27 protein-coding genes and 1 tRNA gene are annotated in these 23,017 nt (G+C 58.5%); 16 read left to right on the forward strand and 12 right to left on the reverse strand.

Annotated features, from left to right (window positions below; all coding sequences use genetic code 11):
• Positions 1 to 112: 112 nt before the first annotated feature.
• The 7 genes from BT204_RS15090 (at position 113) to BT204_RS15120 (ending at position 5,498) form a co-directional block, all read left to right on the forward strand.
• On the forward strand, positions 113 to 367 hold the full coding sequence (locus tag BT204_RS15090; protein WP_034126753.1) for a YkgJ family cysteine cluster protein: 255 nt from the start codon (positions 113 to 115) through the stop codon (positions 365 to 367).
• A gap of 41 nt (positions 368 to 408) precedes the next feature.
• Positions 409 to 1,014: an START domain-containing protein gene (locus BT204_RS15095; RefSeq protein ID WP_072447296.1), complete on the forward strand. Its 606-nt coding sequence runs from the start codon at positions 409 to 411 to the stop codon at positions 1,012 to 1,014.
• A gap of 79 nt (positions 1,015 to 1,093) precedes the next feature.
• Positions 1,094 to 1,354 (forward strand): hypothetical protein, encoded by a 261-nt coding sequence (locus BT204_RS15100; protein ID WP_034126755.1) that lies wholly within the window; start codon positions 1,094 to 1,096, stop codon positions 1,352 to 1,354.
• A 213-nt stretch (positions 1,355 to 1,567) separates the two neighbouring features.
• Positions 1,568 to 1,909 carry a ribonuclease E inhibitor RraB gene (locus tag BT204_RS15105; RefSeq protein WP_003193463.1) on the forward strand — a complete coding sequence of 114 codons (342 nt, stop codon included), beginning with the start codon at positions 1,568 to 1,570 and terminating at the stop codon, positions 1,907 to 1,909.
• A 445-nt stretch (positions 1,910 to 2,354) separates the two neighbouring features.
• A complete protein-coding gene (locus BT204_RS15110) occupies positions 2,355 to 3,764 on the forward strand; it encodes a circularly permuted type 2 ATP-grasp protein (RefSeq protein WP_034127039.1) in 1,410 nt (469 codons plus the stop codon).
• Positions 3,765 to 3,768: 4 nt separating this feature from the next.
• On the forward strand, positions 3,769 to 4,719 hold the full coding sequence (locus tag BT204_RS15115) for an alpha-E domain-containing protein (RefSeq protein ID WP_034126756.1): 951 nt from the start codon (positions 3,769 to 3,771) through the stop codon (positions 4,717 to 4,719).
• On the forward strand, positions 4,716 to 5,498 hold the full coding sequence (locus BT204_RS15120; protein ID WP_054897211.1) for a transglutaminase family protein: 783 nt from the start codon (positions 4,716 to 4,718) through the stop codon (positions 5,496 to 5,498). The genes BT204_RS15115 and BT204_RS15120 overlap by 4 nt, the downstream gene beginning before the upstream one ends.
• A 171-nt stretch (positions 5,499 to 5,669) precedes the next feature.
• Here the strand turns inward: BT204_RS15120 and BT204_RS15130 are convergent, their stop codons facing one another.
• The gene (locus BT204_RS15130) at positions 5,670 to 6,470 is read right to left on the reverse strand and encodes a c-type cytochrome (protein WP_034127040.1); all 801 of its coding nucleotides are present in this window, start codon (positions 6,468 to 6,470) and stop codon (positions 5,670 to 5,672) included.
• A gap of 647 nt (positions 6,471 to 7,117) precedes the next feature.
• Here BT204_RS15130 and BT204_RS15135 point away from each other — a divergent pair.
• The 3 genes from BT204_RS15135 to BT204_RS15145 all read left to right on the forward strand — a co-directional run bounded on the left by BT204_RS15135 (position 7,118) and on the right by BT204_RS15145 (position 11,416).
• Complete coding sequence (locus BT204_RS15135) at positions 7,118 to 8,323, forward strand: acetyl-CoA C-acetyltransferase (RefSeq protein ID WP_054897210.1); 1,206 nt, start codon at positions 7,118 to 7,120, stop codon at positions 8,321 to 8,323.
• A 16-nt stretch (positions 8,324 to 8,339) separates the two neighbouring features.
• Positions 8,340 to 10,484 carry a 3-hydroxyacyl-CoA dehydrogenase NAD-binding domain-containing protein gene (locus BT204_RS15140; protein WP_072447299.1) on the forward strand — a complete coding sequence of 715 codons (2,145 nt, stop codon included), beginning with the start codon at positions 8,340 to 8,342 and terminating at the stop codon, positions 10,482 to 10,484.
• Positions 10,485 to 10,690: 206 nt separating this feature from the next.
• Positions 10,691 to 11,416 carry an amidotransferase gene (locus BT204_RS15145; protein ID WP_014719523.1) on the forward strand — a complete coding sequence of 242 codons (726 nt, stop codon included), beginning with the start codon at positions 10,691 to 10,693 and terminating at the stop codon, positions 11,414 to 11,416.
• On the opposite strand, the gene BT204_RS15150 is transcribed toward BT204_RS15145, so the two are convergent.
• The 3 genes from BT204_RS15150 to BT204_RS15160 form a co-directional block, all read right to left on the reverse strand.
• Positions 11,413 to 12,384 (reverse strand): magnesium and cobalt transport protein CorA, encoded by a 972-nt coding sequence (locus BT204_RS15150; RefSeq protein WP_003193449.1) that lies wholly within the window; start codon positions 12,382 to 12,384, stop codon positions 11,413 to 11,415. The genes BT204_RS15145 and BT204_RS15150 overlap by 4 nt on opposite strands.
• A gap of 147 nt (positions 12,385 to 12,531) precedes the next feature.
• Complete coding sequence (locus tag BT204_RS15155; protein WP_054920500.1) at positions 12,532 to 13,254, reverse strand: 1-acylglycerol-3-phosphate O-acyltransferase; 723 nt, start codon at positions 13,252 to 13,254, stop codon at positions 12,532 to 12,534.
• Positions 13,255 to 13,466: 212 nt separating this feature from the next.
• Positions 13,467 to 14,159 carry a crotonase/enoyl-CoA hydratase family protein gene (locus BT204_RS15160; RefSeq protein WP_054920502.1) on the reverse strand — a complete coding sequence of 231 codons (693 nt, stop codon included), beginning with the start codon at positions 14,157 to 14,159 and terminating at the stop codon, positions 13,467 to 13,469.
• Between the two features lie 321 nt (positions 14,160 to 14,480).
• On the opposite strand from BT204_RS15160, the gene BT204_RS15165 reads away from it, so the two are divergent.
• From BT204_RS15165 to BT204_RS15185, 5 genes are all read left to right on the forward strand, one after another.
• Positions 14,481 to 14,570, forward strand: a tRNA-Ser gene (locus tag BT204_RS15165).
• Positions 14,571 to 14,823: 253 nt separating this feature from the next.
• Positions 14,824 to 15,354, forward strand: coding sequence for a hypothetical protein (locus tag BT204_RS27895; protein ID WP_175550972.1), 531 nt, complete (start codon positions 14,824 to 14,826; stop codon positions 15,352 to 15,354).
• 83 nt (positions 15,355 to 15,437) lie between these two features.
• Positions 15,438 to 15,644 carry a hypothetical protein gene (locus BT204_RS15175; protein WP_072447303.1) on the forward strand — a complete coding sequence of 69 codons (207 nt, stop codon included), beginning with the start codon at positions 15,438 to 15,440 and terminating at the stop codon, positions 15,642 to 15,644.
• Positions 15,645 to 15,821: 177 nt separating this feature from the next.
• On the forward strand, positions 15,822 to 16,109 hold the full coding sequence (locus BT204_RS15180; RefSeq protein ID WP_072447305.1) for a hypothetical protein: 288 nt from the start codon (positions 15,822 to 15,824) through the stop codon (positions 16,107 to 16,109).
• Positions 16,110 to 16,119: 10 nt separating this feature from the next.
• Entirely contained in the window at positions 16,120 to 16,371 is a 252-nt protein-coding gene (locus BT204_RS15185) for a hypothetical protein (protein WP_072447307.1), read from the forward strand.
• Here BT204_RS15185 and BT204_RS15190 read toward each other — a convergent pair.
• From BT204_RS15190 to BT204_RS15225, 8 genes are all read right to left on the reverse strand, one after another.
• Positions 16,355 to 17,539, reverse strand: coding sequence for an Arm DNA-binding domain-containing protein (locus BT204_RS15190; protein WP_072447308.1), 1,185 nt, complete (start codon positions 17,537 to 17,539; stop codon positions 16,355 to 16,357). The two genes, BT204_RS15185 and BT204_RS15190, sit on opposite strands and share 17 nt — an antisense overlap.
• Before the next feature lie 269 nt (positions 17,540 to 17,808).
• Entirely contained in the window at positions 17,809 to 18,057 is a 249-nt protein-coding gene (locus BT204_RS15195; RefSeq protein WP_072447310.1) for a hypothetical protein, read from the reverse strand.
• A 67-nt stretch (positions 18,058 to 18,124) separates the two neighbouring features.
• On the reverse strand, positions 18,125 to 18,418 hold the full coding sequence (locus BT204_RS15200; RefSeq protein WP_072447312.1) for a hypothetical protein: 294 nt from the start codon (positions 18,416 to 18,418) through the stop codon (positions 18,125 to 18,127).
• Positions 18,419 to 18,433: 15 nt separating this feature from the next.
• Entirely contained in the window at positions 18,434 to 21,232 is a 2,799-nt protein-coding gene (locus tag BT204_RS15205) for a toprim domain-containing protein (protein WP_072447314.1), read from the reverse strand.
• 3 nt (positions 21,233 to 21,235) lie between these two features.
• Entirely contained in the window at positions 21,236 to 21,469 is a 234-nt protein-coding gene (locus BT204_RS15210) for a hypothetical protein (RefSeq protein WP_038451200.1), read from the reverse strand.
• Between the two features lie 74 nt (positions 21,470 to 21,543).
• Positions 21,544 to 21,780, reverse strand: coding sequence for a hypothetical protein (locus BT204_RS15215; RefSeq protein WP_072447316.1), 237 nt, complete (start codon positions 21,778 to 21,780; stop codon positions 21,544 to 21,546).
• A complete protein-coding gene (locus BT204_RS15220; RefSeq protein ID WP_275668963.1) occupies positions 21,777 to 22,256 on the reverse strand; it encodes a YmfL family putative regulatory protein in 480 nt (159 codons plus the stop codon). Before BT204_RS15220 ends, BT204_RS15215 begins: the two co-directional genes overlap by 4 nt.
• Positions 22,257 to 22,285: 29 nt before the next feature.
• Complete coding sequence (locus tag BT204_RS15225) at positions 22,286 to 22,498, reverse strand: helix-turn-helix domain-containing protein (protein ID WP_057976343.1); 213 nt, start codon at positions 22,496 to 22,498, stop codon at positions 22,286 to 22,288.
• A 42-nt stretch (positions 22,499 to 22,540) separates the two neighbouring features.
• On the opposite strand from BT204_RS15225, the gene BT204_RS15230 reads away from it, so the two are divergent.
• Positions 22,541 to 22,933: a helix-turn-helix domain-containing protein gene (locus BT204_RS15230; protein WP_239695918.1), complete on the forward strand. Its 393-nt coding sequence runs from the start codon at positions 22,541 to 22,543 to the stop codon at positions 22,931 to 22,933.
• Positions 22,934 to 23,017 lie beyond the last annotated feature (84 nt).

The following is a 23,017-nucleotide window of genomic DNA, read 5'->3' on the forward strand; positions in this document are numbered from 1 at the left end:
TCGGTCATTTTTGTTTTGTGCGAAAAACTCCTGTTGGCCCATTTTAAAACGGCTGTTTAAGGGCGTACTCTAGCCCGGCCATCCCTATTGAGTCGTCGAGGACCTGCTGGTCATGAAATGCCGTGAAGGCTGTGGCGCCTGCTGCATTGCCCCCTCCATCAGTTCGCCACTACCCGGAATGCCCCAGGGCAAACCCGCTGGCGTCCGTTGCGTGCACCTGTCGGTGGAACAATTGTGCCAGTTGTTCGGTCAACCGCAGCGGCCCGCCGTGTGCAGTGATTTCAAGGCCGATATTGAGGTGTGCGGCAACGACCAGGCCGATGCCATCCGGCTGATCGGCTGGTGGGAGCAGATGACGGCGGCTTGATGGGCTTTACTATCGGAACTTCAACAATAAGGAATACAACGATGGGTTCGCTGAAACGAGTGGCTATGCTGTGCGGTTTTACGCTGTTGTTTGCGGCCACTGCCCAGGCTGAGGATTGGCAAGTCGCCAAGGACGAAGACGGTATCAAGGTGTCCCTGAGCGAGATTGCCGGTTCCAAGTACAAGGCCTATCGCGGCGTGACCGTGATCAAGGCGCCTTTGGCCAAAGTCCAGGCGCTGCAGGAAGATGTGGTCGGTGCTTGCGCATGGATCCATGAATGCAAATCCCAGAAACTCGTCGACAAGAAAGGCGACGAGGCCTGGACCTACACCCAGTTCAAGGCCCCGTTCCCCGTGACGGACCGCGACTCGTACATCCACGTCACCACCACCAAAGCCGCTGACGGCACCGTCACGCGCAAACTGGAAGGTGTGCCGACCTACAAGCCCGAAGCAAAAGGCTACGTGCGGGTCGCCCAGGTGGAGGGTTTCTGGAAACTGGTGCCAAAGGGCGATAACCAGACCGAAGTCACCTACCAGGTACACACCGAGCCAGGCGGCAGCGTGCCGTCGTGGCTGGCCAACAAGTTTGTGGTGGACGCGCCGTTCAACACCTTGAAAGCCTTGAAAGAACACGCTGAAAAATAAGTGCAGTTGATCCGGTGCCTCCGGCCTTGAGTGGAACGTTTGGCGAGCCCTCACGGTCCAGATAGAAGTAAGCCCACCTATGGGTTTTATCGAGGAGGCACCGATGCCGAAGTGGAATGTTTCTTTCATCAACGACCGCGGCGAGCCGGTAGTCGAGCAATTCGACTGCGAGCATGAGCCGACGCTGGAAGAAGCCGCACAAATGGTGCGCGTGCGTGTGTCGCCGGTGTTGGAAAAGCTGGACCTTAACGATCTTGCCGACCGTGTCCCCGACCCCACGGTCAAGAGCCTGCATGATCAGAATGGTATCAAGGACCTCAAGGTCGAACCCGCGGCCTGAACATTTTCTATAGACCCTTCAAGCCCCTCTGGTGGTGGTGACAGCTTCACGCTACTCTGCAATCGAGATCAGCGAATGAATCGCTAAGGTCTGGTCTTGTCAGCTACATGCTTGTTTTCCTGCGGTGTTGTTATGCCGTGGTGCCCGCGCCAGCAGGGCGCGGGGCTTCAGGAAGCACGGAAAGTCTATCCATCGGTGTGAGGAGGACGTTTCATGAGCACAGCCTATCAAGAAGACATCAGCACCAACGTACTGCGCCGCATGAAAGAAGGCGGCTTTGATTTCTCGCGCTTTCACCCCATCGAGTTCTACGCCATTTTCCCGGATGAGGAACGGGCGCGCAGGGCTGCGGGTCGATTTCGTGGGGAGTCCCTCAACGCCCAGGTCAGCGCGCGCGACGATGGCGCCTGGTACCTGGAACTGAGCAAAATCATGTTCGCAACCTACGACGGCATAGGAGACTTCGAGCAAGACTTTGAAGCGGTGGTCGAGCCCCTGGGAGGGATCATCGAAGGATGGGGCGTCAAGCAGGAGGTGCGTGGGTTACCCATGTAGTTGGTATTTATGAGCAGCACAGCGTATCGGCTGACCTTTGGGTCGGCCGATTTTGTTTGGGCTACCGTCGCAACGGAAACTGCCGTTTCAGGCGCAAAAAAAAGCCACCCGGATGGGGTGGCGGAAAGGGAAGACCGAGGAGTCATCAGTACACGAGTCAATACGTTACTGAATGTGCAAAGGGTTTGGCTGTAGGACACGTCCTGTTCAACCGATGTGGGCGATTATCCGCATGTGCAGGCGGGCAGTGAAATCAACTCTGACTATGCTGTTGATAGCCAAACACCGCATTGCAACGGAGCGTACGGCGTGGCCCAGGCAATTGCGCGCACCAGGACGGTGCCGCAAATCCCCTCGGATTATGCAACTGTTTGATTATCAAGTGTTTATGCCGCTGGCACGGGCCTTGCGAAGGTTCTTGCGTCCGGGTGACAAGGAGTACGGCATGATCCGCACTTATTACGATGAAATGTACGATGGGGCAGGGCAGGTTCGCCCCCATTATCGCGAGTTCGCCCGTTGGTTGGCCGACACCCCTGCCGAACTGCTGGCCCAGCGCCGGCGTGAAGCCGATTTGCTGTTCCATCGCGCCGGCATCACCTTCACCCTCTACGGGGACGAACAAGGCACCGAGCGTCTGATCCCCTTCGATACCATCCCCCGCAGCATTCCGGCGAGTGAATGGCGGGTTGTCGAACGCGGTTGCATCCAGCGGGTCAAGGCGCTGAACCTGTTCCTCACCGACCTGTACCACGACCAACGCATCATCAAGGCCGGCATCATCCCCGCCGAGCAGGTATTGGCCAACGAGCAATACCAACTGGCAATGCAGGGCCTGGACTTGCACCGCGATATCTATTCGCACATCTCCGGGGTGGACCTCGTACGCGATGGCGACGGCACGTACTACGTGCTCGAAGACAACCTGCGCACGCCCAGCGGTGTCAGCTACATGCTCGAAGACCGCAAGATGATGATGCGTCTGTTCCCCGAGTTGTTCGCGGCCCAGCGCATCGCGCCCATCGACCATTACCCCAACCTGCTGCTCGACACCCTCAAAAGCGCCAGCCCCCTGGATAACCCCAGTGTGGTGGTACTGACGCCCGGGCGTTTCAATAGCGCGTTCTTCGAACATGCCTTCCTGGCTCGGGAAATGGGTGTGGAGTTGGTGGAAGGCGCGGATTTGTTCGTGCGCGATGACCGTGTGTTCATGCGCACCACCGATGGGCCCAAGGCTGTCGATGTGATCTACCGTCGCCTCGATGATGCATTTCTAGATCCCTTGGCATTCAACCCCGACTCGATGCTCGGTGTACCCGGCCTGCTCGCCGCCTACCGGTGCGGCAATGTGGTGCTGGCCAACGCCATTGGCACCGGAGTCGCGGACGACAAATCGGTTTACCCGTTCGTCACCGAGATGATCCGCTTCTACCTCGATGAAGAGCCGATCCTGCAGAACGTTCCGACTTTTCAATGCCGTAAGCCTGACGAGTTGTCCCACGTGCTGGCCAACCTGCCCGACCTGGTGGTCAAGGAAACCCAGGGCTCCGGTGGTTACGGCATGCTGGTTGGCCCGGCGTCTACGACCGCAGAAATCGAAGCGTTCCGGGCGCGTATCAAGGCCAAGCCACACGCCTATATCGCGCAGCCGACCCTGTGCTTGTCCACCTGCCCGACCTTTGTCGAAAACGGCATCGCCCCGCGCCATATCGACCTGCGCCCCTTCGTGTTGTCCGGCAAGGACACCCGCGTGGTGCCGGGTGGCCTGACCCGTGTGGCGCTGCGCGAAGGCTCGCTGGTGGTCAACTCGTCCCAGGGCGGCGGAACCAAAGACACCTGGGTGGTCGAGGACTGATGCCATGTTGAGTAGAACTGCCTCGGATTTGTACTGGATGTCACGTTACCTGGAGCGTGCCGAAAACCTCGCACGCATGCTCGATGTCAGCTATTCGCTGTCGCTGATGCCCCAGGACGGGCGCGGCGATGGCCTGCACGAATTGGCCATGCCGCTGTTGATCACCGGCACTCTGGACGATTACCACGAGCGCCATGGCCCATTGCACGCTGAACGCTTGCTGCACTTTTTTGCCTTGGACGCGGCCAACCCGGCGAGCATCTACAGCTGTCTGGGTGCGGCGCGGGCCAGCGCCCATGCGGTACGTGGGCGGATCACCGCCGACATGTGGGAAAACATCAACGCCACCTGGCTGGACATTCGCGATATCGCCCAGCAGGGGCTCAGCCATTACGGCATGAGCCGGTTTTGTGAGTGGGTCAAGGAGCGTTCCCATCTGTTTCGGGGCGCCACGTACGGCACCATCATGCGCAACGATGCCTTCCGCTTTATCCGCCTGGGCACTTTTATTGAGCGTGCCGATAACACCCTGCGCCTGCTGGATGCCCGCTACGAAATGGCCGGCGAACAGGCGGCGGCGGTCAGCGATGGTACGGCTCACGCGTATTACCAATGGAGTGCGTTGCTGCGCGCTCTGTCGTCGTTCGAGGCGTACACCGAGATTTATCGCGATGCGCCGGGCGCTCGGCAAGTGGCCGAACTGCTGCTCTTACGCGCGGATGTGCCGCGTTCGCTGCGTGCTTGCAGCGAAGAGATCGACCAGATCCTCGCGAGCCTGCCAGGCCTCAATGGTCGCCCGGCCCAGCGCCTGGCCGCCGAGATGGATGCGCGCCTGCGCTTTACGGCCATCGACGAAATCCTCGAGGAAGGCCTGCATGCCTGGCTGACCGACTTTATCCCCTTGGTCCGCCAGTTGGGCGACGCCATCTACAGTTCCTACCTGGAGGCGGCATGAGACTCTCCATCAGCCACGACACTACCTACCACTACGAAGACCAGGTGCGCGCCAGCATCCAGTACCTGCGCCTGACCCCTCATGACAGCGAGCGCCAGCACGTGCTGAGCTGGCAACTCGACCTTCCACGCCCCGTGCGGGCGCAGGTGGACCCGTTCGGCAACATCCTGCATGTGCTTACGCTGGACGAGCCCCATGACGCCATCATCATTGGCGCCCGGGGCGTGGTGGAGATCGATGAATTGCGCGAGGCCGAACACGAAAGTCAGTCTGCCTTTCCGTTCCTGCGCTCCACGCGCCTCACCGAGCCCGACGACGCCCTGCGCGGGTTTGCCGGGCAACACTGCCATCAGCGTCGCGACCGCACGGCGCTTATCGACTTGATGCACGCGCTCAACCACACCATGGTCTACGCCCCCGGTGCGACCGACGTCGATACCTGCGCCGCCCAGGCCTTTGCAGGTGCAGCAGGGGTGTGCCAGGACCACACCCATGCGTTCCTGGCCTGCGCACGCAGCCTGGGGATCCCTGCGCGGTATGTGTCCGGGTATCTGTATACCGAAGACAGCACGCACCTGGCCAGCCATGCCTGGGCCGAAGCCTGGCTGGATGACGCCTGGTACAGCTTTGACGTGACCAACCAACTGGCGCGGCCGGAGCGGCACTTGAAGCTGGCCGTCGGCCTGGACTACCTCGACGCCTGCCCGGTCCGGGGCATGCGCCGTGGCGGTGGGCATGAGCAGATGCACGCCAAGGTATTCGTGGCGCCGCAGCAATGACCGATAACTGTCGGAGCAAGCTTGCTTGATCGTTCCCACGCTCTGCGTGGGAATGCAGCCCAGGACGCTCCGCGTCCCATAGCGTGACGCAGAGCATCACAAGAGGCGTTCCCACGCAGAGCGTGGGAACGCTCGACGGTGCTCTCAGGCTTTTCGCGAGCAAGCTCGCCCCTACAGCTTGCGGCCCGCCATATGCCGCAGATACCCCACCAGCAAGTCCAACTCATTGTCTGGCAATACACTGGCTGTAAACGCCGGCATCTTCGCCTGTGGCCAATGCCTCAGGCTTTGCGGGTCGCGGATGTAACGCTTGAGAAAATCGCCGCTGAAATACTCGGTGGGGTTGTAGGGCACATTCAAGTCCGGCCCCATCTGGGCATCACCGCCGCCATTGAGGCGATGGCACGCCAGGCAGTTCTTCTGGAACAACGCAAAGCCCTGGTTGATCGGGTCGTTCGCCGCCAGCTTAGGGTCGGGCAATAACGCCGGGAAACGCTCGCCAACCGTCTGCAACTGTTTGAACCTGGAGACCTGGAACGGCCACTGTTCCGGGCTGATACGTCCGGCTTGAGGGTTGGTCCAGACCAGATAGAACGGTCCGGCGCTGGGCTTGCCCTGTGCCAGTGGTGGCCATGGATGGGCCGGGTCTTCCACGGCCAGCCAGGCGCGGGCGCCGTTTTTTTCCAGCAACGGCGCGGCGGCAAGTTCGGCGGCAAAACCATCAAGGGCAACGGCTTGCAGGTGGTTCGCAGATTTAAGGCCCGGCAAGAGCACCGCGAGGGGCACCGCACGATAGGTCATGTTGCGCTTGTAGGACACATCATCAACGATCTGCACCGTCTGAGCGTCGGGATGCTTGAGCAGCTCGGCGGTCTCCCAGGTTTTGTGGGTGTGGTCCAACTCGATGGTCAACTGTGCCGCCGCCGCAGGCAGGCTCAGCAGCAGGGCAAAAAGGGCGAGGATCGGTTTCAAGGCACAGGCCCGTTGCGAGAGAGTGAGGGCGCACACGATAACGGAAAACGGCAGGTAAAAAGACAGCCCCTGCAACAGGAGCGCTAAGCGCAATGTCCTGGCAGGTGCTGCCAAAAGCTGCAGGCCTGGTGCGATGTGTGCACGGAAGCTGGAAGTGTCACCCAATAACCTTGGTTAAATTGGGCAAGATCAGAATCAAGGTGGTGGCGAACAGGATAAGTCCCGCCTGACGTACTTTCGATTGTTTGAACATGGCTGACTGCCTTTTCTTTTGTTGTTATTCCTGAGCGTCAAATGCGTGCCGTTGAAGTCAGTATCGCGAGGTGACGTTGCACTTTTCTTACAGCTGCTCCAGCAAAACCCGGCAGCAGCGTCTTACAGATTCAACCTTAGAGCGCCCGTTCTTTCTGGCTTAGACTCATTTCATATCAGCTAAGAAGTATTTGCGCTAAAAACGGCATGAGGCTTATTGCCATCTTGGCGCCAGCCCTAGGGCTAGACGGCTAAAACGATTAATCAGGCATTTCCCGTAGGTACCTACCGTTCGTCCGAGCGAGGGGGTCAAAAGCAATGAGCGCATCCGTCATTGAAACCGTGTCAATCGGGCCTAAGGTAGGGGCACACACCCATAGCGGTTCGAGGATGTCATGACCCAAGCTTTGATCTTTGATGCGATACGCACGCCCCGGGGTAAAGGCAAGGCCGACGGTGCCCTGCACAGCGTCAAGCCGGTAAACCTGGTGGCCGGCTTGCTCACGGCGCTGGCGCAGCGCAGCGACCTCGACACCCGCCAAGTGGATGACATCGTCCTTGGCTGCGTCACCCCCGTGGGCGACCAGGGCGCCGATATCGCCAAGACCGCCGCGCTGGTGGCCGACTGGGATGTCAGTGTTGCCGGTGTACAGGTCAATCGCTTCTGCGCGTCGGGCCTGGAGGCGGTGAACCTGGGGGCGATGAAGGTGCGTTCCGGCTTCGAAGACCTGGTGGTTGTTGGCGGCGTCGAGTCCATGTCCCGCGTGCCCATGGGCAGCGATGGCGGCGCCTGGGTGCTCGACCCGCAAACCAATATGCACAGCCACTTCACGCCCCAAGGCATTGGCGCCGACCTGATCGCCACCCTGGAAGGCTTCACACGCCAGGATGTCGACACCTTTGCCCTACAGTCCCAGCAGAAAGCCGCCAGGGCGCGGGCAGACCGTTCCTTCAATAAGTCGCTGATCGCGGTGCACGACCAGAACGGCATTGTGCTGCTGGACCATGACGAATTTATCCGCGGCGACTCAACCCTCGAGGGCTTGGGCAAGCTCAAGCCGAGCTTCGAAATGATGGGCCAGATGGGCTTCGACGCCACCGCGTTGCGGGTCTATAGCCACGTGGAGCGCATCCACCATGTGCACACGCCGGGCAACAGTTCCGGCATTGTGGATGGCGCCGCGCTGATGCTGATCGGTTCCGAGGCCAAAGGCCGTGAACTGGGCCTGCAACCGCGGGCGCGTATTGTCGCCACGGCGGTGACCAGCACCGACCCGACCATCATGCTCACCGGCCCCGCGCCGGCCACTCGCAAAGCACTGGCCAAAGCCGGCCTGCGGGTTGAAGACATCGACCTGTTCGAAGTCAACGAAGCCTTTGCTTCGGTCGTGCTCAAGTTCATCAAGGACATGGGCATCGACACCGCACGGGTCAATGTCAACGGCGGCTCCATCGCCATGGGCCATCCCTTGGGCGCCACCGGCTGCGCGATTCTCGGCACCTTGCTCGACGAGCTCGAGGTGCGCCAGCAACGCTACGGCCTGGCCACCTTGTGTGTCGGCGGTGGCATGGGGATCGCCACCATTATCGAACGCCTCTGAGCCTAAGGAATTTGTCATGACCGATGCCATTCGTTACGAAAAAGGCCAGGACCAGATCGTGGTACTGACCCTGGACATGCCCGGCCAGAGCGCCAACACCATGAACGCCGCCTACCGTGAAGCCATGGCGGCCACCCTCGCGCGCCTGGAAGCGGAAAAGGACGAGATCGCCGGGGTGGTGATCACCTCGGCCAAGAAAACCTTTTTTGCCGGGGGTGACCTCAATGAGCTGATCAAGGTCGATAAAGCCCACGCCAAGTCGTTCTACGACAGTGTCTTGGTATTGAAAGCGCAATTGCGCCGCCTGGAAACCCTCGGCAAACCGGTGGTCGCCGCGATCAATGGCGCGGCCCTGGGAGGTGGTTGGGAGATTTGCCTGGCCTGCCATCACCGGGTCGCGCTGGACGACAAGTCCGTGCAACTGGGTTTGCCGGAAGTCACCCTTGGCCTGTTGCCCGGGGGCGGTGGCGTGGTGCGCATGGTGCGCATGCTTGGCCTGGAAAAAGCCTTGCCGTATTTGCTCGAAGGCAAAAAGGTGCGGCCCGCACAGGCCCTGCAAGCGGGTTTGATTGATGAGTTGGCGGCGGATCGCGAGGCATTGCTGGCCCAGGCCCGTGCCTGGATTCTGGCTAATCCGCAGGCCAGGCAACCCTGGGACACCAAGGGCTACGCGATTCCCGGCGGCACGCCATCCCACCCTAAAGTCGCACAGATGCTCGCCATTGCGCCGTCGATTTTGCGTAGCAAGACCCAGGGCTGCTTCCCCGCGCCGGAGAAAATCCTGTGTGCAGCGGTCGAGGGCGCCCAAGTGGACTTCGACACCGCGCACCTGATCGAAACCCGTTACTTCACCGAACTGGTGACCGGGCAAGTGGCGAAGAACATGATCGGCACCTTCTGGTTCCAGCTCAACCAAATCAACGCCGGCAGCTCGCGACCGCAGGGTTTTGCGCCTTATGTAACGCGCAAAGTCGGCGTGCTCGGCGCCGGGATGATGGGCGCGGGCATCGCCTATGTCAGTGCCTGTGCGGGGATCGAGGTGGTGCTCAAAGACATCACCCTGGCCGCCGCTGAAAAAGGCAAAGCCCATTCGGCCGCATTGCTGGACAAGAAAGTCAGCCGTGGGCAATTGACCGCCGAACAGCGCGAAACCACCCTGGCGCGCATTCATCCTACTCAGGATGACGCCGACCTGGCCGGCTGCGACCTGATCATCGAGGCCGTATTCGAAGACCGCGCACTCAAGGCCAAGGTCTCGGCCGCAGCGCAAAGCGTGGTGGGGGCCGACGCGGTGATCGCCTCCAACACCTCCACCTTGCCCATCAGCGGCCTGGCCACGGCGGTGCCTGATCAAGCCAGGTTCATCGGCCTGCACTTCTTCAGCCCCGTGGACAAGATGCCCTTGGTGGAAATCATCAAGGGGGCGCGCACCAGCGACGAAACCCTGGCCCGAGGTTTTGACTTCGTACTCCAAATCAAGAAAACCCCGATTGTGGTCAACGACAGTCGCGGTTTCTTTACCTCGCGGGTATTCGGCACCTTTACCAACGAAGGCATCGCCATGCTCGGCGAAGGCGTGGCGGCGCCGATGATCGAGACCGAAGCGCGCAAGGCCGGCATGCCAGTGGGGCCGCTGGCGGTGTCCGATGAAGTGTCCCTCAGCCTGATGAGCCATATCCGACAGCAAACGGCCAAGGACCTGCAGGCCGAAGGCAAGGCTATGCCGAACCATCCGGCGACGGCGGTGATTGATCTGTTGGTGAACGAATACAAGCGCACGGGCAAGGCGGCCGGCGGTGGTTTTTACGACTATCCCGCTGGCGGCCAGAAGCACCTGTGGCCTGAGCTGAAAAACCGGTTCGAACAGCCCGGCAAGCAAATCTCCCCCCAGGATGTGCGTGACCGCTTGCTGTTTATCCAAGCCATCGAAACCGTGCGCTGTGTGGAGGAGGGCGTGTTGATGTCCACGGCGGATGCCAACGTTGGTTCAATCTTCGGCATCGGTTTTGCCGCTTGGAGTGGCGGCGCGTTGCAGTTTATCAACCAGTACGGGCTGAACGACTTCATCGCCCGCGCCCGCTACCTCGCCGAGGAGTACGGGGAGCGCTTCTCGCCACCGGCGTTATTACTGGAAAAAGCCGCAAAAGGCGCGCTGTTTTAGACGTTCCACTGTAGGAGCGAGCTTGCTCGCGAAGAACGCACAGGCAACGCTTTTATCCAGGCCACCTGCGTTATCGTTGACGTTTTTCGCGAGCAAGCTCGCTCCTACAGGGAGTGTGGGCGGCCATTGAGGGCTTGCTTTGGGGAGGTATTTCAAGGCAGGCTCTGGGGTGTGCAATATTCCCATCGCCGTGTCAGGTATTTTTTATGTCGCTACGCGTCTGCATCCTGGAAACCGATATTCTGCGTCCCGCTTTGATCGATGAGTACCAAGGCTATGGGCAGATGTTCAAGCGCCTGTTCGCCAAGCAACCGATAGCCGCCGAGTTTGTGGTCTACAACGTGGTGCAAGGCGAGTACCCGCCGGATGACGAAGTGTTTGACGCGTACCTGATCACCGGCAGCAAGGCCGATTCGTTCGGTACCGACCCTTGGATCCAGACGCTCAAAACCTACCTGCTCACGCGTTATGAGCGCGGCGACAAGCTGCTGGGCGTGTGCTTCGGTCATCAGTTGCTCGCGCTGCTGCTGGGCGGCAAGGCCGAACGTGCCAGTCAGGGCTGGGGGATGGGCACCCACGCCTACAAGCTGGATGCGAAGACGCCATGGATGAGTCCTGAGGTGCCGGAACTGACGCTATTGATCAGCCACCAGGACCAAGTCACCACCTTGCCAGAAAACGCCACCGTGATCGCCTCCAGCGAATTCTGCCCGTTTGCCGCGTATCACATTGGCGACCAGGTGCTGTGCTTCCAGGGCCATCCGGAGTTTGTTCACGACTATTCCCGTGAGTTGCTGGAAATACTTCAGACAACCCTGGGTGAAAAGGTCTACAGCAACGGCGTGGCCAGCCTGGAGCGCGACCACCACGGCGTGACCGTGGCGGAGTGGATGATGCGCTTTGTGGCGCACCAGCCTGAAGCCAAGGCTTAAAGCCAGCCCGAACGCTTGAAGCTGGCCCATAAACCGGTACAGCCCAAGGTAATAAAACCGAGCACCGCAAAATAGCCGTAGTGCCATTGCAGCTCGGGCATGTTCTGGAAGTTCATCCCGTAAATCCCCGCCACCGCCGTGGGGAACGCCAGGATCGCCGCCCACGCGGCGAACTTGCGCTGCACCACGCTCTGGCGCGAAGCCTCCAGCAACACACCGATCTCGATGGTCTGGCTGGCAATGTCGCGCAGGGTGGTGAGGTCTTCCATCTGTCGCGTAACGTGGATTTGCACATCACGAAAATACGGGCGCATGTTCTTGTCGATAAACGGGAAGCTGAGCTTCTGCAACTCTTGGCTGATTTCCACCATCGGCGCCACATGCCGCTTGAGCCGCAGGACGTCACGACGCAGCCCGTGGAGGTGCTGGATATCGCGCTCATTGAGTGAACTGCACAGCACGTTGCGCTCCAGCTCATCGATCTCGGCATGGATCGCCTCGCTCACCGGCTGGTAGTTTTCAGTGACAAAATCCAGCAACGCATAGAGTACGAAATCTTCCCCATGCTCCAGCAATAGCGGCCGCGCCTCACAGCGTTGGCGCACAAAGCCGTAGGACGCCGAGTGACCGTTGCGTGCGGTTATGATGTAGCCGTTGCCGGCAAAAATATGGGTTTCGATAAACTCCAGCTTGCCGTTCTCGCGCACCGGTGAGTAGGTGACGATAAACAGCGCGTCGCCGAAGGTTTCCAGCTTCGGGCGGCTGTGTTTTTCCATGGCGTCTTCAATCGCCAGCTCGTGCAGGTTGAACTGGCGTTGCAGGTTGTTCAGTTCCTGGGCGCTGGGTTCTTCCAGGCCGATCCACACAAAGTGCCCAGGTTTGGCGGCCCAGGCCGCGCCTTCATCGAGAGTGATATCCGAGACTTTCTTACCGGCGCTGTAGACGGCAGCCGCAACAACTCTACCCATGGTGCTGATCACTTCTTATCAAGAGGACAGATGTTGGGCAGCTTAGCCTGAATGGCGTTCCGTTGTTGCTGGCTGATATCACTGATCGTTCCCACGCTCTGCGTGGGAATGCCGCCCGTGACGCTCCGCGTCACCCTAAGCGGGCGCCTACGCGCGTTGCAGTTCGCGATCCATCTGTGCAATGCACTCATCCATCTGCGTCTGACACGTCAGCAGCAACTGAGGGATGTCATCCACCGTCAAGCCACAGGTAGGAATCGGCGGCAACGAGCGTATCAGCACACTGCCACTGTCCCAACGATTGAGCTTCATCTGCGTCACGTAATTGCTGACACACACCTGCACGATAGGCACACCGGCCGCAATCGCCATATGGAATGCGCCTTTCTTGAACGGCAACAACCCTTTGCCCAGGTTGCGCGTACCTTCCGGGAACACCCAGATTGACGTGTCCTCATGCTGCAAGGTATGCGTGGTGGTCAGCATCGCACGCCGGGCCTTGTGCGCATTGCCACGGTCGATCAACACATTGCCCGCCAGCCAGAACAACTGGCCGAACAGTGGTACCCATTTCAGGCTTTTCTTGGCGATGCAGACCGTGCGGTGGGGCACTACATTGCCGAACACAAACAAATCGTAATTGGACTGATGGTTGGCGATCACCACGCAGGTACCGGGCTTGTTGCGCAGCGAGTCGACGTCGGTCTTTACGTTCAAGCCCAGGATCCGCATGGCCGGCAACGCATAGAGGCGAGCGCAGAGACGGCTGTTGTCCGGGTTGAACGGCCTGCACACACCGACCAGCACACCCAGCACGCCAGCGATCATAAAATGCAGGCCCATCAACAACATACGCAACAGAAAAAGCATCGACACGGCCCATAGGGACAAAAGGTGGCGCAGTGTACGGATGTGCACTGTATTCGGCAATTGCCCCTACAGACGTAGGAGATAGCCGATGTTTAAGCGCATGTTTCCACATGAGCCGATAACGGCTAGCTAGAGCGGCTACGGACGTTTCACATTTATAGGTAAGAAAAAGCCCGACTCAAGGTCGGGCTCAGGCACAGCAGGTGTAGGACTTAGCTCAGGCTATGGCCCTGATCCTGGATGATTGCATCGTCCAGGGCTTCAAGCAGTGCGCGGCGCACTTTCAACTTGGTGTGCTTGTGCGCGTTCATATTGATCTTCTTCAACTGCCGCGCTGCTTCCAATGCTGCAGCGTGCAGTTCTTCGGGTGCCACCACCTTGTCGAGGAAACCGGCGTGCAAGGCGCCTTGCGGATCAAACATCTCGGCATTGATCACCGAACGCTGAAACGCCGACTTACGCAGGCGATCCCGCGCCAACTCGATACCGGCGTGGTGCATGGTCATGCCAATCGCCACTTCATTGAGGCCAATGCTGAACGCGCCTTCGACGCCAATCCGATAATCCGCCGACAACAACAGGAACGCACCCTTGGCCACCGCATGCCCAGGGCAGGCCACAATCACCGGGAACGGATGCGCCAACATCCGCCGCGCCAGGGTCGAACCCGAGGTCACCAGGCTGATTGCCTCTTTAGGGCCGGCGGTCATCACCTTCAAGTCATAGCCACCCGACAAAATCCCCGGCGTGCCCGTGATGATCACCACCGCCCGATCCTTCTCGGCCTGATCCAGCGCCGCATTAAACTCACTGACCACCGCCGGAGAAATGGCATTCACTTTGCCGTTGCTCAGGGTCAGGGTCGCGATACCGTCTTCGAAGTGGTAGGCAATCAACTCACTCATGACGCGGTTCCTTGTAGGGCTTGTTATAGAGGTAGATGCGCAGACGTTACTCACCACGCCCCCGCGGGTAAAGCGCCGTGACTGACTACCCAGTCAGGCTTTTGCCCCATCCCCAAGGGTAGACACCCCGCAGCAGGGCGCAGCAAGCGCTCCAGACGCGTGCCGCCGCTGCCTGAGAATGGCACAATCACCACCCCTTGCCGCGCGGTGAATGGCATAACGGTCTAACCGCATGAAAATTCTGAAAAAAACCTTTGCCATCAGAAAGGCTTTCGACTACATTAGCGCGCCTCGACAGACTGAACTGGTTTGACGAGATACGGTGAAGTGTCCGAGTGGCTTAAGGAGCACGCCTGGAAAGTGTGTATACAAGAAATTGTATCGAGAGTTCGAATCTCTCCTTCACCGCCAAATTACGAAAACTCAAACCCCTGATTTTCCTAGAGAAAGTCGGGGGTTTGTGGTTTTTGACGTCCAAAAAATAGCCTCATGGGACCACCATGGGACTGGCGCTCTATATTGGTGCGAAAACCTGAGCGTGCGGAGCCCGGAAGCGTAGGGTGGTTTTCACGCCAAATCATCTGGCGCATATTGGGCTCGACGCCGGTCGATATTTGCGTCCACGGGACCCAGCTGTAATAACTCTCTAATGGAGCGGAATGAGATGAATCAGCAGCGATGGAATGAGCAGGTGGAAACCGTGGTGAACACGCACTCGGAAGCTATTGATGAACTCAGAGAGTTTCAGCGTCATCTGGAAGTAGATAAAGGCGCTAACGCACTGATGCAGGTGCACGAAAGGCAGATGGCTAGTGCAGGAACCTATATCAACCTCATCTTGGTAGCAGGCTATGCAGGTTTTTTTGGGCTTTGGTCCACACTTTCCCCAAAGCTACCGCCTCGTTTGTATGCGCTCTGTGGGCTTCTTGCTGTGCTTTCTCTGGTGTTATTTATAGCTTGGGAGGTCATCAAGATGATATGGAGCAACATCCATATGTCTCGAACGAGCGCGATGATACAAAACATGAGTGGGCCTGAGCTTATCCAGCGGTTCATCGCATCAAGTCAGTTATTTCAAGTTCGGTCACAGAGGGTATGGTGGTTTTTTTTGGTCCCTTCAGTGCTAAGCGGTTTGGCTGCAGGCTCTCTGTTAATGTGGATTTTCTGCTATCAATTGTGGCAAGCCTTTCAATAAGGCGCTTAACGAACAGAAAGGAACCCCCGCTACGGTCGCCGTGGTTACAATGGGCAATCATTCACCGCAAGGAGCAGTAACAAATGAGTAAGTACGAAGAATTCGAAGCGCTATACACCGTTGAAAAGCTGAACGACTACGTGAAACAAGGTTGGGAGCTGGTTGGCAATCCGACCAGCTGCACCCACCCGGACACTGGGAAACCTGCGACGTGCTGGACAGTGGGTAAGCCGAAGGAGAAGAAAGACCCGATGGAAGGCTTCAAGATGGGTAAGCACGTCACCGGGTAGTAAGTCCGCTGCGTTACCAATAACGCCGCTTATGTCAAAAAGGCCCCCACATCGAAGCCAGGTGTGGGGGCCTTTTTGCTACCTACCGTCCGCCGGAATGCCGTGGACTGGATTACCACGCCCCCCTATGCTGGTCACGTGATTCCACCCACTCATCCCTGATAAGGAGATCCGCTCATGGCTACCCCTGAAGCAAATCCAAAGCCCGCCCAATTCCAGTTCGGCGAACCTCGAGTCGAGCTGAGCACGGCCGTACTGCAGCACTTTTGGGGGGATCTACTGGATAACTTGCGCCGCGTCGAACATGACGGTGCCGAGATCGAGATCGACACCGCAACGGCAAAGGGCTTTATCTTGGGTTTGTCTATTGGTGCTCTGATTACGGATGAGCAACGCGACCTGATGTACGAGCTGCTGTCCAAGGCTCGCGAGGCAGCTGTGCGTCGCACCCATCGACACGCTTAGGGCTGACGCCATGATCGGTCAGGCCATTCAGTCCGATACCTTGAAAGTCCTGGTCAGCCAGCACGTGGTACGGGAAGTAGTGGTGGGCCGCCTTGCAGGAGACAACAGCAAGTGGACGCTCTCCATCCGTTTGGGCAGTCCCACCGCGCGCCTGGTGCCAGTGCGCTCGCGGCGTGAGCCGTTGCGCATCTGGTCGAGCCTGACGGCCGTGGGGCGTTTTGCCGAGGCCGTGGGCCTCGCGGGTTTCAGTGTAGAACTGTGACCGGCGAAAGTTTTAACGCCAACTGCAGCATGCCCACCACATCTGGCCCGTCCTCATTGATCCAGGTCCCATAGTGCTGACGGATCATATTGCCGTTGGTATGCCCCATCTGTTCGGCGATCCAATCGATTGAGGCGATGCCGGTGGTCAGCAACTGACTGGCGTAGGTGTGCCGGCACTGACCTGGCCCACGGTATCGAACCCCCGCTGCAAGTAGATGCGCCTTAAAAAACCGGTCACGCACCACGAAGTCGTTGGCATGGGGCAGGCCGCTTTTGGTGTTCAAAAACACGAAGTGCAAGGTGTGCTTGCGTACCGTCTTATTGTCACGTTCAACAATCTCCACGGTTTCCGCTTTGCGCTGTCGAGTCAGGGCATCGATCTTGCGCAACGCTTCCCAAGCGGGAGCGAGCAAACGCACCTTGCGCATCGAGCGGCGGGTTTTGGTGACGCGATAGGCACCGCGTACCTTCGATCGGCGAAAGGTTACGGTGCCTTGTTCCAGGTCGACGTCCTCCCAGGCCAAGGCGATGGTTTCAGACACACGTGGGCCAGCCCACAACATGAACTGCACCATCAGCAGCTCATAGGTGCGGTTGGTCGGCGTTTCCAGGATCTGTTTGATTTCCGCCCGGGTGAACGGGTCCGGTGCTTCGGGATCGGGGAGACGCACCATCAAGCCTTCGGTGGGATCGTGGGCGACTTTCATCCGGGTGCGATAGAGCCGAAACACCTGGCGCACGTTACTGATGATGTCGCGGATGGTCTTGTTTTTGAGGGTTTTGGACAGCGTGCCCTGAATCCACTCCTGCAGGTCCAGGTGATCGATTGCGTTGATTTGCACCTTGCCCCAGCGTGGCCGCACATGCACCTCGGCCTTGTTGGCGTAGCCGCGATAGCTTGAAGCCGCCACACTGTTGGCCTTGATCCGCAACCACAGGTCCAGGTAGTGACCAAAGGTGTTTTCCACCAGCCTGGTCGAGTTGGGAAAGTGGCGGGCGTAGTCAAAGATGCCGGAATCAATCTCGTATTCGATGATGGCAAGCAAGCGCTTTGCCTGGGCCACCGTGGCCGGTTTGTTGCCTCCTGGTATGGACTCACGGCACTTTTCGCCGTCGTACTGAAAATAGATTCTCACGGAATTGCCGCGAGCTTCGACCCCACTCATGTAAACCCCTAACGCTGTACTCGTGTAACGACAGTCTGACGATCGGAAACAAAAAGGCCCGTTTCCGGGCCAAGTATCTGGTGGCGCATCTTCTGGTGGACGCGGCTTACCGTTTCGGCTTCTGGTTGCGTAAATGGGCGTTTTGCAGCTGGCGCCGCTGGCTGCATTTCAGGTGACTGCCTTGTATACGCCAATAGCCGCATTGATCGCATAGGCTGGTGTGGTCAATGTTCCAGGGAAAGCGGCGTGCGGTGGCTGCAGTAGGACGGTCAGACATGGCGTGATACACCCCGTGTTGCTGGCTTGGCGAGCAATTGGGCGACCACGGCCGCATCCGTTTCGCTCAATTCGCCCAGGGTGCTGGCCATCTTACTTAGACTTTCCAGACGGATTCGTGATTCGGGCGTTTTATGTACCAGGTAGCCTATGACGGCCGCGCCAATAATCGCGGTGGCCACCAGATGCCGTGCCGGTGTGATAGCCTTTGTGCCGCTGCTGCTTTGGGTCTGCGCTTGCATGGTTTAGTCCTCGGTGGTGGTTGGGTGTCGGGGAGCTGCAACTCCTCGGCACTGCTTTTTTAAACCGTCAGTCCTTGCGGGCCAGGTGGATCACCAGGCCGTCAAAATCGGGTTCATGCTCAACGCATGATTGCCACGCCAGTACCCTCAGAATTTGTTGCCGGCTGCAGTCGTCCACCAGGATTTCGCGCTGGCCACCGGCTGCCCTGACTTCCAGAATCTCCAACAAACCATCCTCGCCATATGCACCGGCCTGGATGACCGGTGCGCTCTCGCCGGTGAATTCCAAGCGGTCCTGCACGGCTTGCAGCTTGCTTGTTTTGCCTTTGCCGGCAGTGCCCATAAACACTTGAATCTGCATCGTTGTTGCTCTCCTTTATGCCTTGAATGTCCAGCACTTCACTGTGGTCGGCCGGGGTTGTGAACACGGGTTGCGGTTGTTGAAAGCTGCACGTACCGCGCTGTGGACGGCCTTATTGCTGTCCAGAAACTTGCGGGAGCGGGACTCCTTGAGCAGATCGCGCAACGTGGCCACGTCGGCCACCTTCTGTTTGTGCTCGACGGCGCGCTCGCAGAACTCGTTGAGGTTGATAGCGATCACGGTCGGGTCGGTGCTGTGGTCCACCACCGGGTCTTCACTCAAGGATTCGAGGTAGTCGTAAACCTCCCAAAACTCGGCCACGGCGGCATGGTCGGAGCTGATCGACGCCTGGCGCTCGATGGCCATCCGCACGATCTGACGCTGGGTGGCAGCGACCTGGGGGGCACTCAATTTCAGGACCAGGCATAGGCCGTCCAGCAGCGATAGCATTTGCGCGTGGTTTTTGCTGATGCGCTCCACGCGGATGTAGCCGCGCAGGTCATAGCCGCAGCTGGTGCAATTGCCCTGGTCACTGGCATAGGCCGTGCTGCAGGCGAAGCAATGAGTGTGCAAACGGCGCAGCTTGGATTCGTGCTCGGGCACACGCTGGGCGAATAGCTCAAGCACCGCCGACTCTTTCCCTACCGCTCGCAATAGGAAGTGGCTGAGGGTGCTACCGTCCAGAGCATTGAGTTGATCCGCTGCCGCACGGCTTTGCGGTGTAACGATCGGGCGCACAAAATGCAGCTTCACAATGCGCGTCATGATCGCTTCGTGCGCCACCACGGCCGCGTTCTGGCTGATAGCAATCGTGCCCCGGAATGGCGGCTCGTAGGTTTCGTTGCCTGCCGTCTTGACGCCTTTCGTAGCCAGCGTGCCGCCGCCGTAGAAGTCCTTCAGCTCGTCCCATTCAAAGGTTTTCGCGTGTGCCCGATCATCGCCGTGACGATCGGCCTCCAGGAACACAACGGGCATACCGGAGACTTGACCCATCAAACGGGAGCGTCCTGCCTTCGTTGATTTCATTGGGTCGAAGCCTTCATAGCCTTCGCGGCCGAGCAGCTTCCACAGCAGGTTCAGCAGGGTGGTCTTGCCCGCGCCAGCTTCGCCCGTGGCCTCCAGGAAGGGGAAGGACTGATAGCGAGCGCGAATCTGTTCGCAAAACAACGAACCGAAAAAGAACACCAGTGCGACAAAGCCCTGGGCGCCGAAGCAGGTCCACAGCAACTGCACCCACTTTTCGTCAAAACCCTTTGCTTCACGCTGTAGCTTGATCGGGACGCCTTTTTGCAAGGTTTTTAAGCGCAGCTTGCCGAACTCGAAATAGTCTTCGCTGTTGACCTTGTAAGTGGTGCCATCCTTGATTGCGATATCGCCGTAGACGTAACAGGCGTACTCCTTGCTGTAGCCCACGTAGTCGATCGTTGACACGGTTTTGATGCCGAACAGCTGATCTTTCATGAGCTTGTCGAGCTGCTGGCCACTGCCGGTAAACATCGCGCCTGCCGCCATGCCGAGCAGCCGCTTTTTGAATTCGCTTGCGGCTGATAGCTGGCCGCTGGTGAAGGTGTTTTTCACACTTTCAGAGTCGTGCGGGAAGTCCACGCGCATGTAGTACCAGGACTCGTCCGTCACTTCGTTGCGTTGGAAATAAAGTGCCTGGGGGTAGCAGTTGGCGATCTCCACGACGCTGCCGGACTGCTGCAGCGCCTTTTCGCGCTGTTGCGCCTGGTTCAGTAACTGGTCGTCGTGGTTCTCGCTGTCCTCGATGTCGGACATGGCCCGGTTGAATTTCTCCATGTCCAACTTGAACCAGTACAGGCGGTTGCCGAAACCCAGGTGAAATTCCCCGCGCTTGTTCCAGTCGTAAATGAGCAACGCTTTTTCCGCCGCGCTTTCGGCCAGCAACAGGGCGCCGTGATGGCGGGCTTGTTTGAGGTCAGTGGTGATCTGGTCGGTGCGTTTGGTTTCGTCCTGGATGAAGCTCCAGCGCTGATGAAGGTCGTTCCAGTCCGACTTGCGACCGTCGCGTTGCGGGATCTGTGCTGACTCGCAGATGAACCCCAGGGCACGGGCCTCACGGACCCAACGCCTGGTGTAGGCGTTTGCGCTCGGCTCGTTGTCCAAAGCCCATACCAGTTTGGGCAACTTTGCGCCCTCCCGGGTCTTAATCAGAGCCTTGAGCGAGTCCCCAGGAAACGCGTTGGAAGACATGGCCGATACGGCCGCGATGTCGTTGTGCACCAGGGCGATGGCGTCGAAGATCCCTTCGACAATCCAAATTTCCTTGGCTTCCAATAGGTCGACGCAGGGCGGGCACCACCAAACGCCGCGATAGCTGTCCTTGGATTTGAAGCGAGCTTTCATCTTGCCGAAGCGGTGTGGCTGATCAATCAGGCGTTCCCACCAGCCGCCTTTTTCCAAGGCGAAGCGCACTGTTGCGCTGCCGGCGTTGTGTTCAGCGGAGTAGAACGATTCCTGGGTGAACCAGCCCTTGATCAGCTCAAACCGAAAGCCTCGGGCGAACTCCAGGTAGGCGCGTGCCGTTGCGTTGGGATGCAGGTCTGTCGCCGGCGCTCGCTTACTCCAGTTTTCGAACAGATCGTCGTACAGCTCTTTCACATGCAGGGTGTGGCCGCACTTTTCGGGCCGCCCGCAGATCACCATCCAAGGCGTATCAAAGCGGGAATACAGCTCTTTCTTTTTGCACTTGGGGCATATGCCGCCGCGCATGTAGTCGGTGCCCGTGCGGTGCTTGAGCCCGAAGTCGGCCTGAAGGCGTTGCAGCACGTCGTGACGAAGTTCTTCTTTCATGGGTTACTTCACTGCTTTGAGGCTGTGGGACAGGGCTGCCATAAGGCGTTTTTGCGCAGCCATGACCGGAATATGGGCGAGAATCGCGCCATGGCGCAGACCGGCCGCAACAAGGCGGAATTGGTCGTCGTACCAGTGTTCATTGAGGCTCAAGCGATACTGTTCGCGCAGGTTGGCCAGCAACGCTTCTGCCTCTGCTGGAGGCAGTTGTGTGGTGACAATTACGGCGTTTGTCATCGTTAAACCTCAATTTCGGGCGCAGCTCACCCAAACCCACGGGATGTGGGGCCGGCGATTGGTTGGGGTCGGTGTTACAAGTTCGCGGAACGTTGGCGGCGCGCCAGTTCCAATAACTCGGTGTGGGCGAGGTAAGTCAGTTTGGTTGCAACTGGTTCGGCCACGTCGAGGTTCTCCACCAGATGAATGACTGCTCGGTTGCGTAGCGCTGACAGATCGCCCAGGTGTTCGGATTGGTGGCGCTTAAGGAACGCCAGTGCAGCGTTTTGCACGCACTGTTGATAGTCCAATGCATTGATTTGAGGGTTCATTGGCCTTTACCTGATTTGGCGCGGTAGAGGTCGATAGCGGCATGAATTTCGGCAGTACGTGCAGCTATGTGCAAGACGTGCGCGTTCAGGATCAGCTCGGCCTCATCTTTGGTGATCACGCCGTCCTCGATAGCCTGAGCGATAACCTGATCGACCGTGCCCTGTTTAGCCGAGGTCTGCACTGCCCGTGCGTACATCTCAACGTTGTCGAGGTTTTCCGGTTGGATGACCGGCACGAACATGCCGCCGTACAGTGCTGCGACGTAGTTGGCTAGGTGCTGGGTGCCGGTGACTTGTTCCAGTTGAAAGATCTGTAGGTCCGTCAGCGGGCGGCAGTTGTTGTTCTCGTAAGCGTGGTTATCGAACTTCTTGAGTGATAGGCCTATGCGAGCGGCGGCCCGTTCGCGGCCACCGTCGAAGGTGCAAATAATTGCACTGACAACTTCACGGCGTGTTTTCAGAACCTGACTTTTCATATTCTGCTGTTCCCTCAGGGGCTTGGCCATTACTGTTCAATCACACCGTCTTTGATTCCGAGTAATACGGCTGCGCGATGAGCCTCCCCACGACGGCATTGGCTCTGCCCACTCAGGACCGCATAGACGGTGCTGGGGTTAAGTTGATGTTGAGCTGCGAAGTCTTTGGCTGACTGGCCACGCTTCTCCAACGATGCACGCGCCTGCTGGCGAGCTTGCTCGGTGATGGGTGAGTTGGGCATAGTGCAATTCCTTGCGTTTTCGTGTGATGACGAGCGCAGGATGTGGCAAAAATCTGCCAATGTAAATATCTGGATGGAAAAATATTGACACTCTCCGAAGAGATTGGCGCAAGGTTGCGCCAACAACGGGCCCAGGCTGGGCTGACGCAAGATCAACTTGCGGAACAACTTGGTGTCTCGAAAAGAACTCAAGGAAACTACGAGTCCGGTGCCAGTGACGCACCAGCCTCTTACTTGAGCTTGGCCGCAAGCACGTTCGGATTTGACGTGCTTTACATCATTAGCGGAACTCGTACTACGCTGAGAAGTGATGCATTGTCTGAGGTTGAAGACAGCATTGTTCAGCAGTACCGCAGCATTCCTTTGGACGATCAAAAAGCCATCCGGCGCTTTCTTAAAGCCGTTGCTGACGATACTGCCAAAGGGGTGAGTTAAGCCCTCACTTCTCGTCTTGCCACTCGCTTGCCCCCATATCACTGCGACAGCAATGGATTTTATGGAGTGGTAAGCATGTTGGAT

The organism is Pseudomonas sp. NFPP02 (genome assembly GCF_900119355.1).
Classification (GTDB): Bacteria; Pseudomonadota; Gammaproteobacteria; order Pseudomonadales; family Pseudomonadaceae; genus Aquipseudomonas; species Aquipseudomonas paracarnis.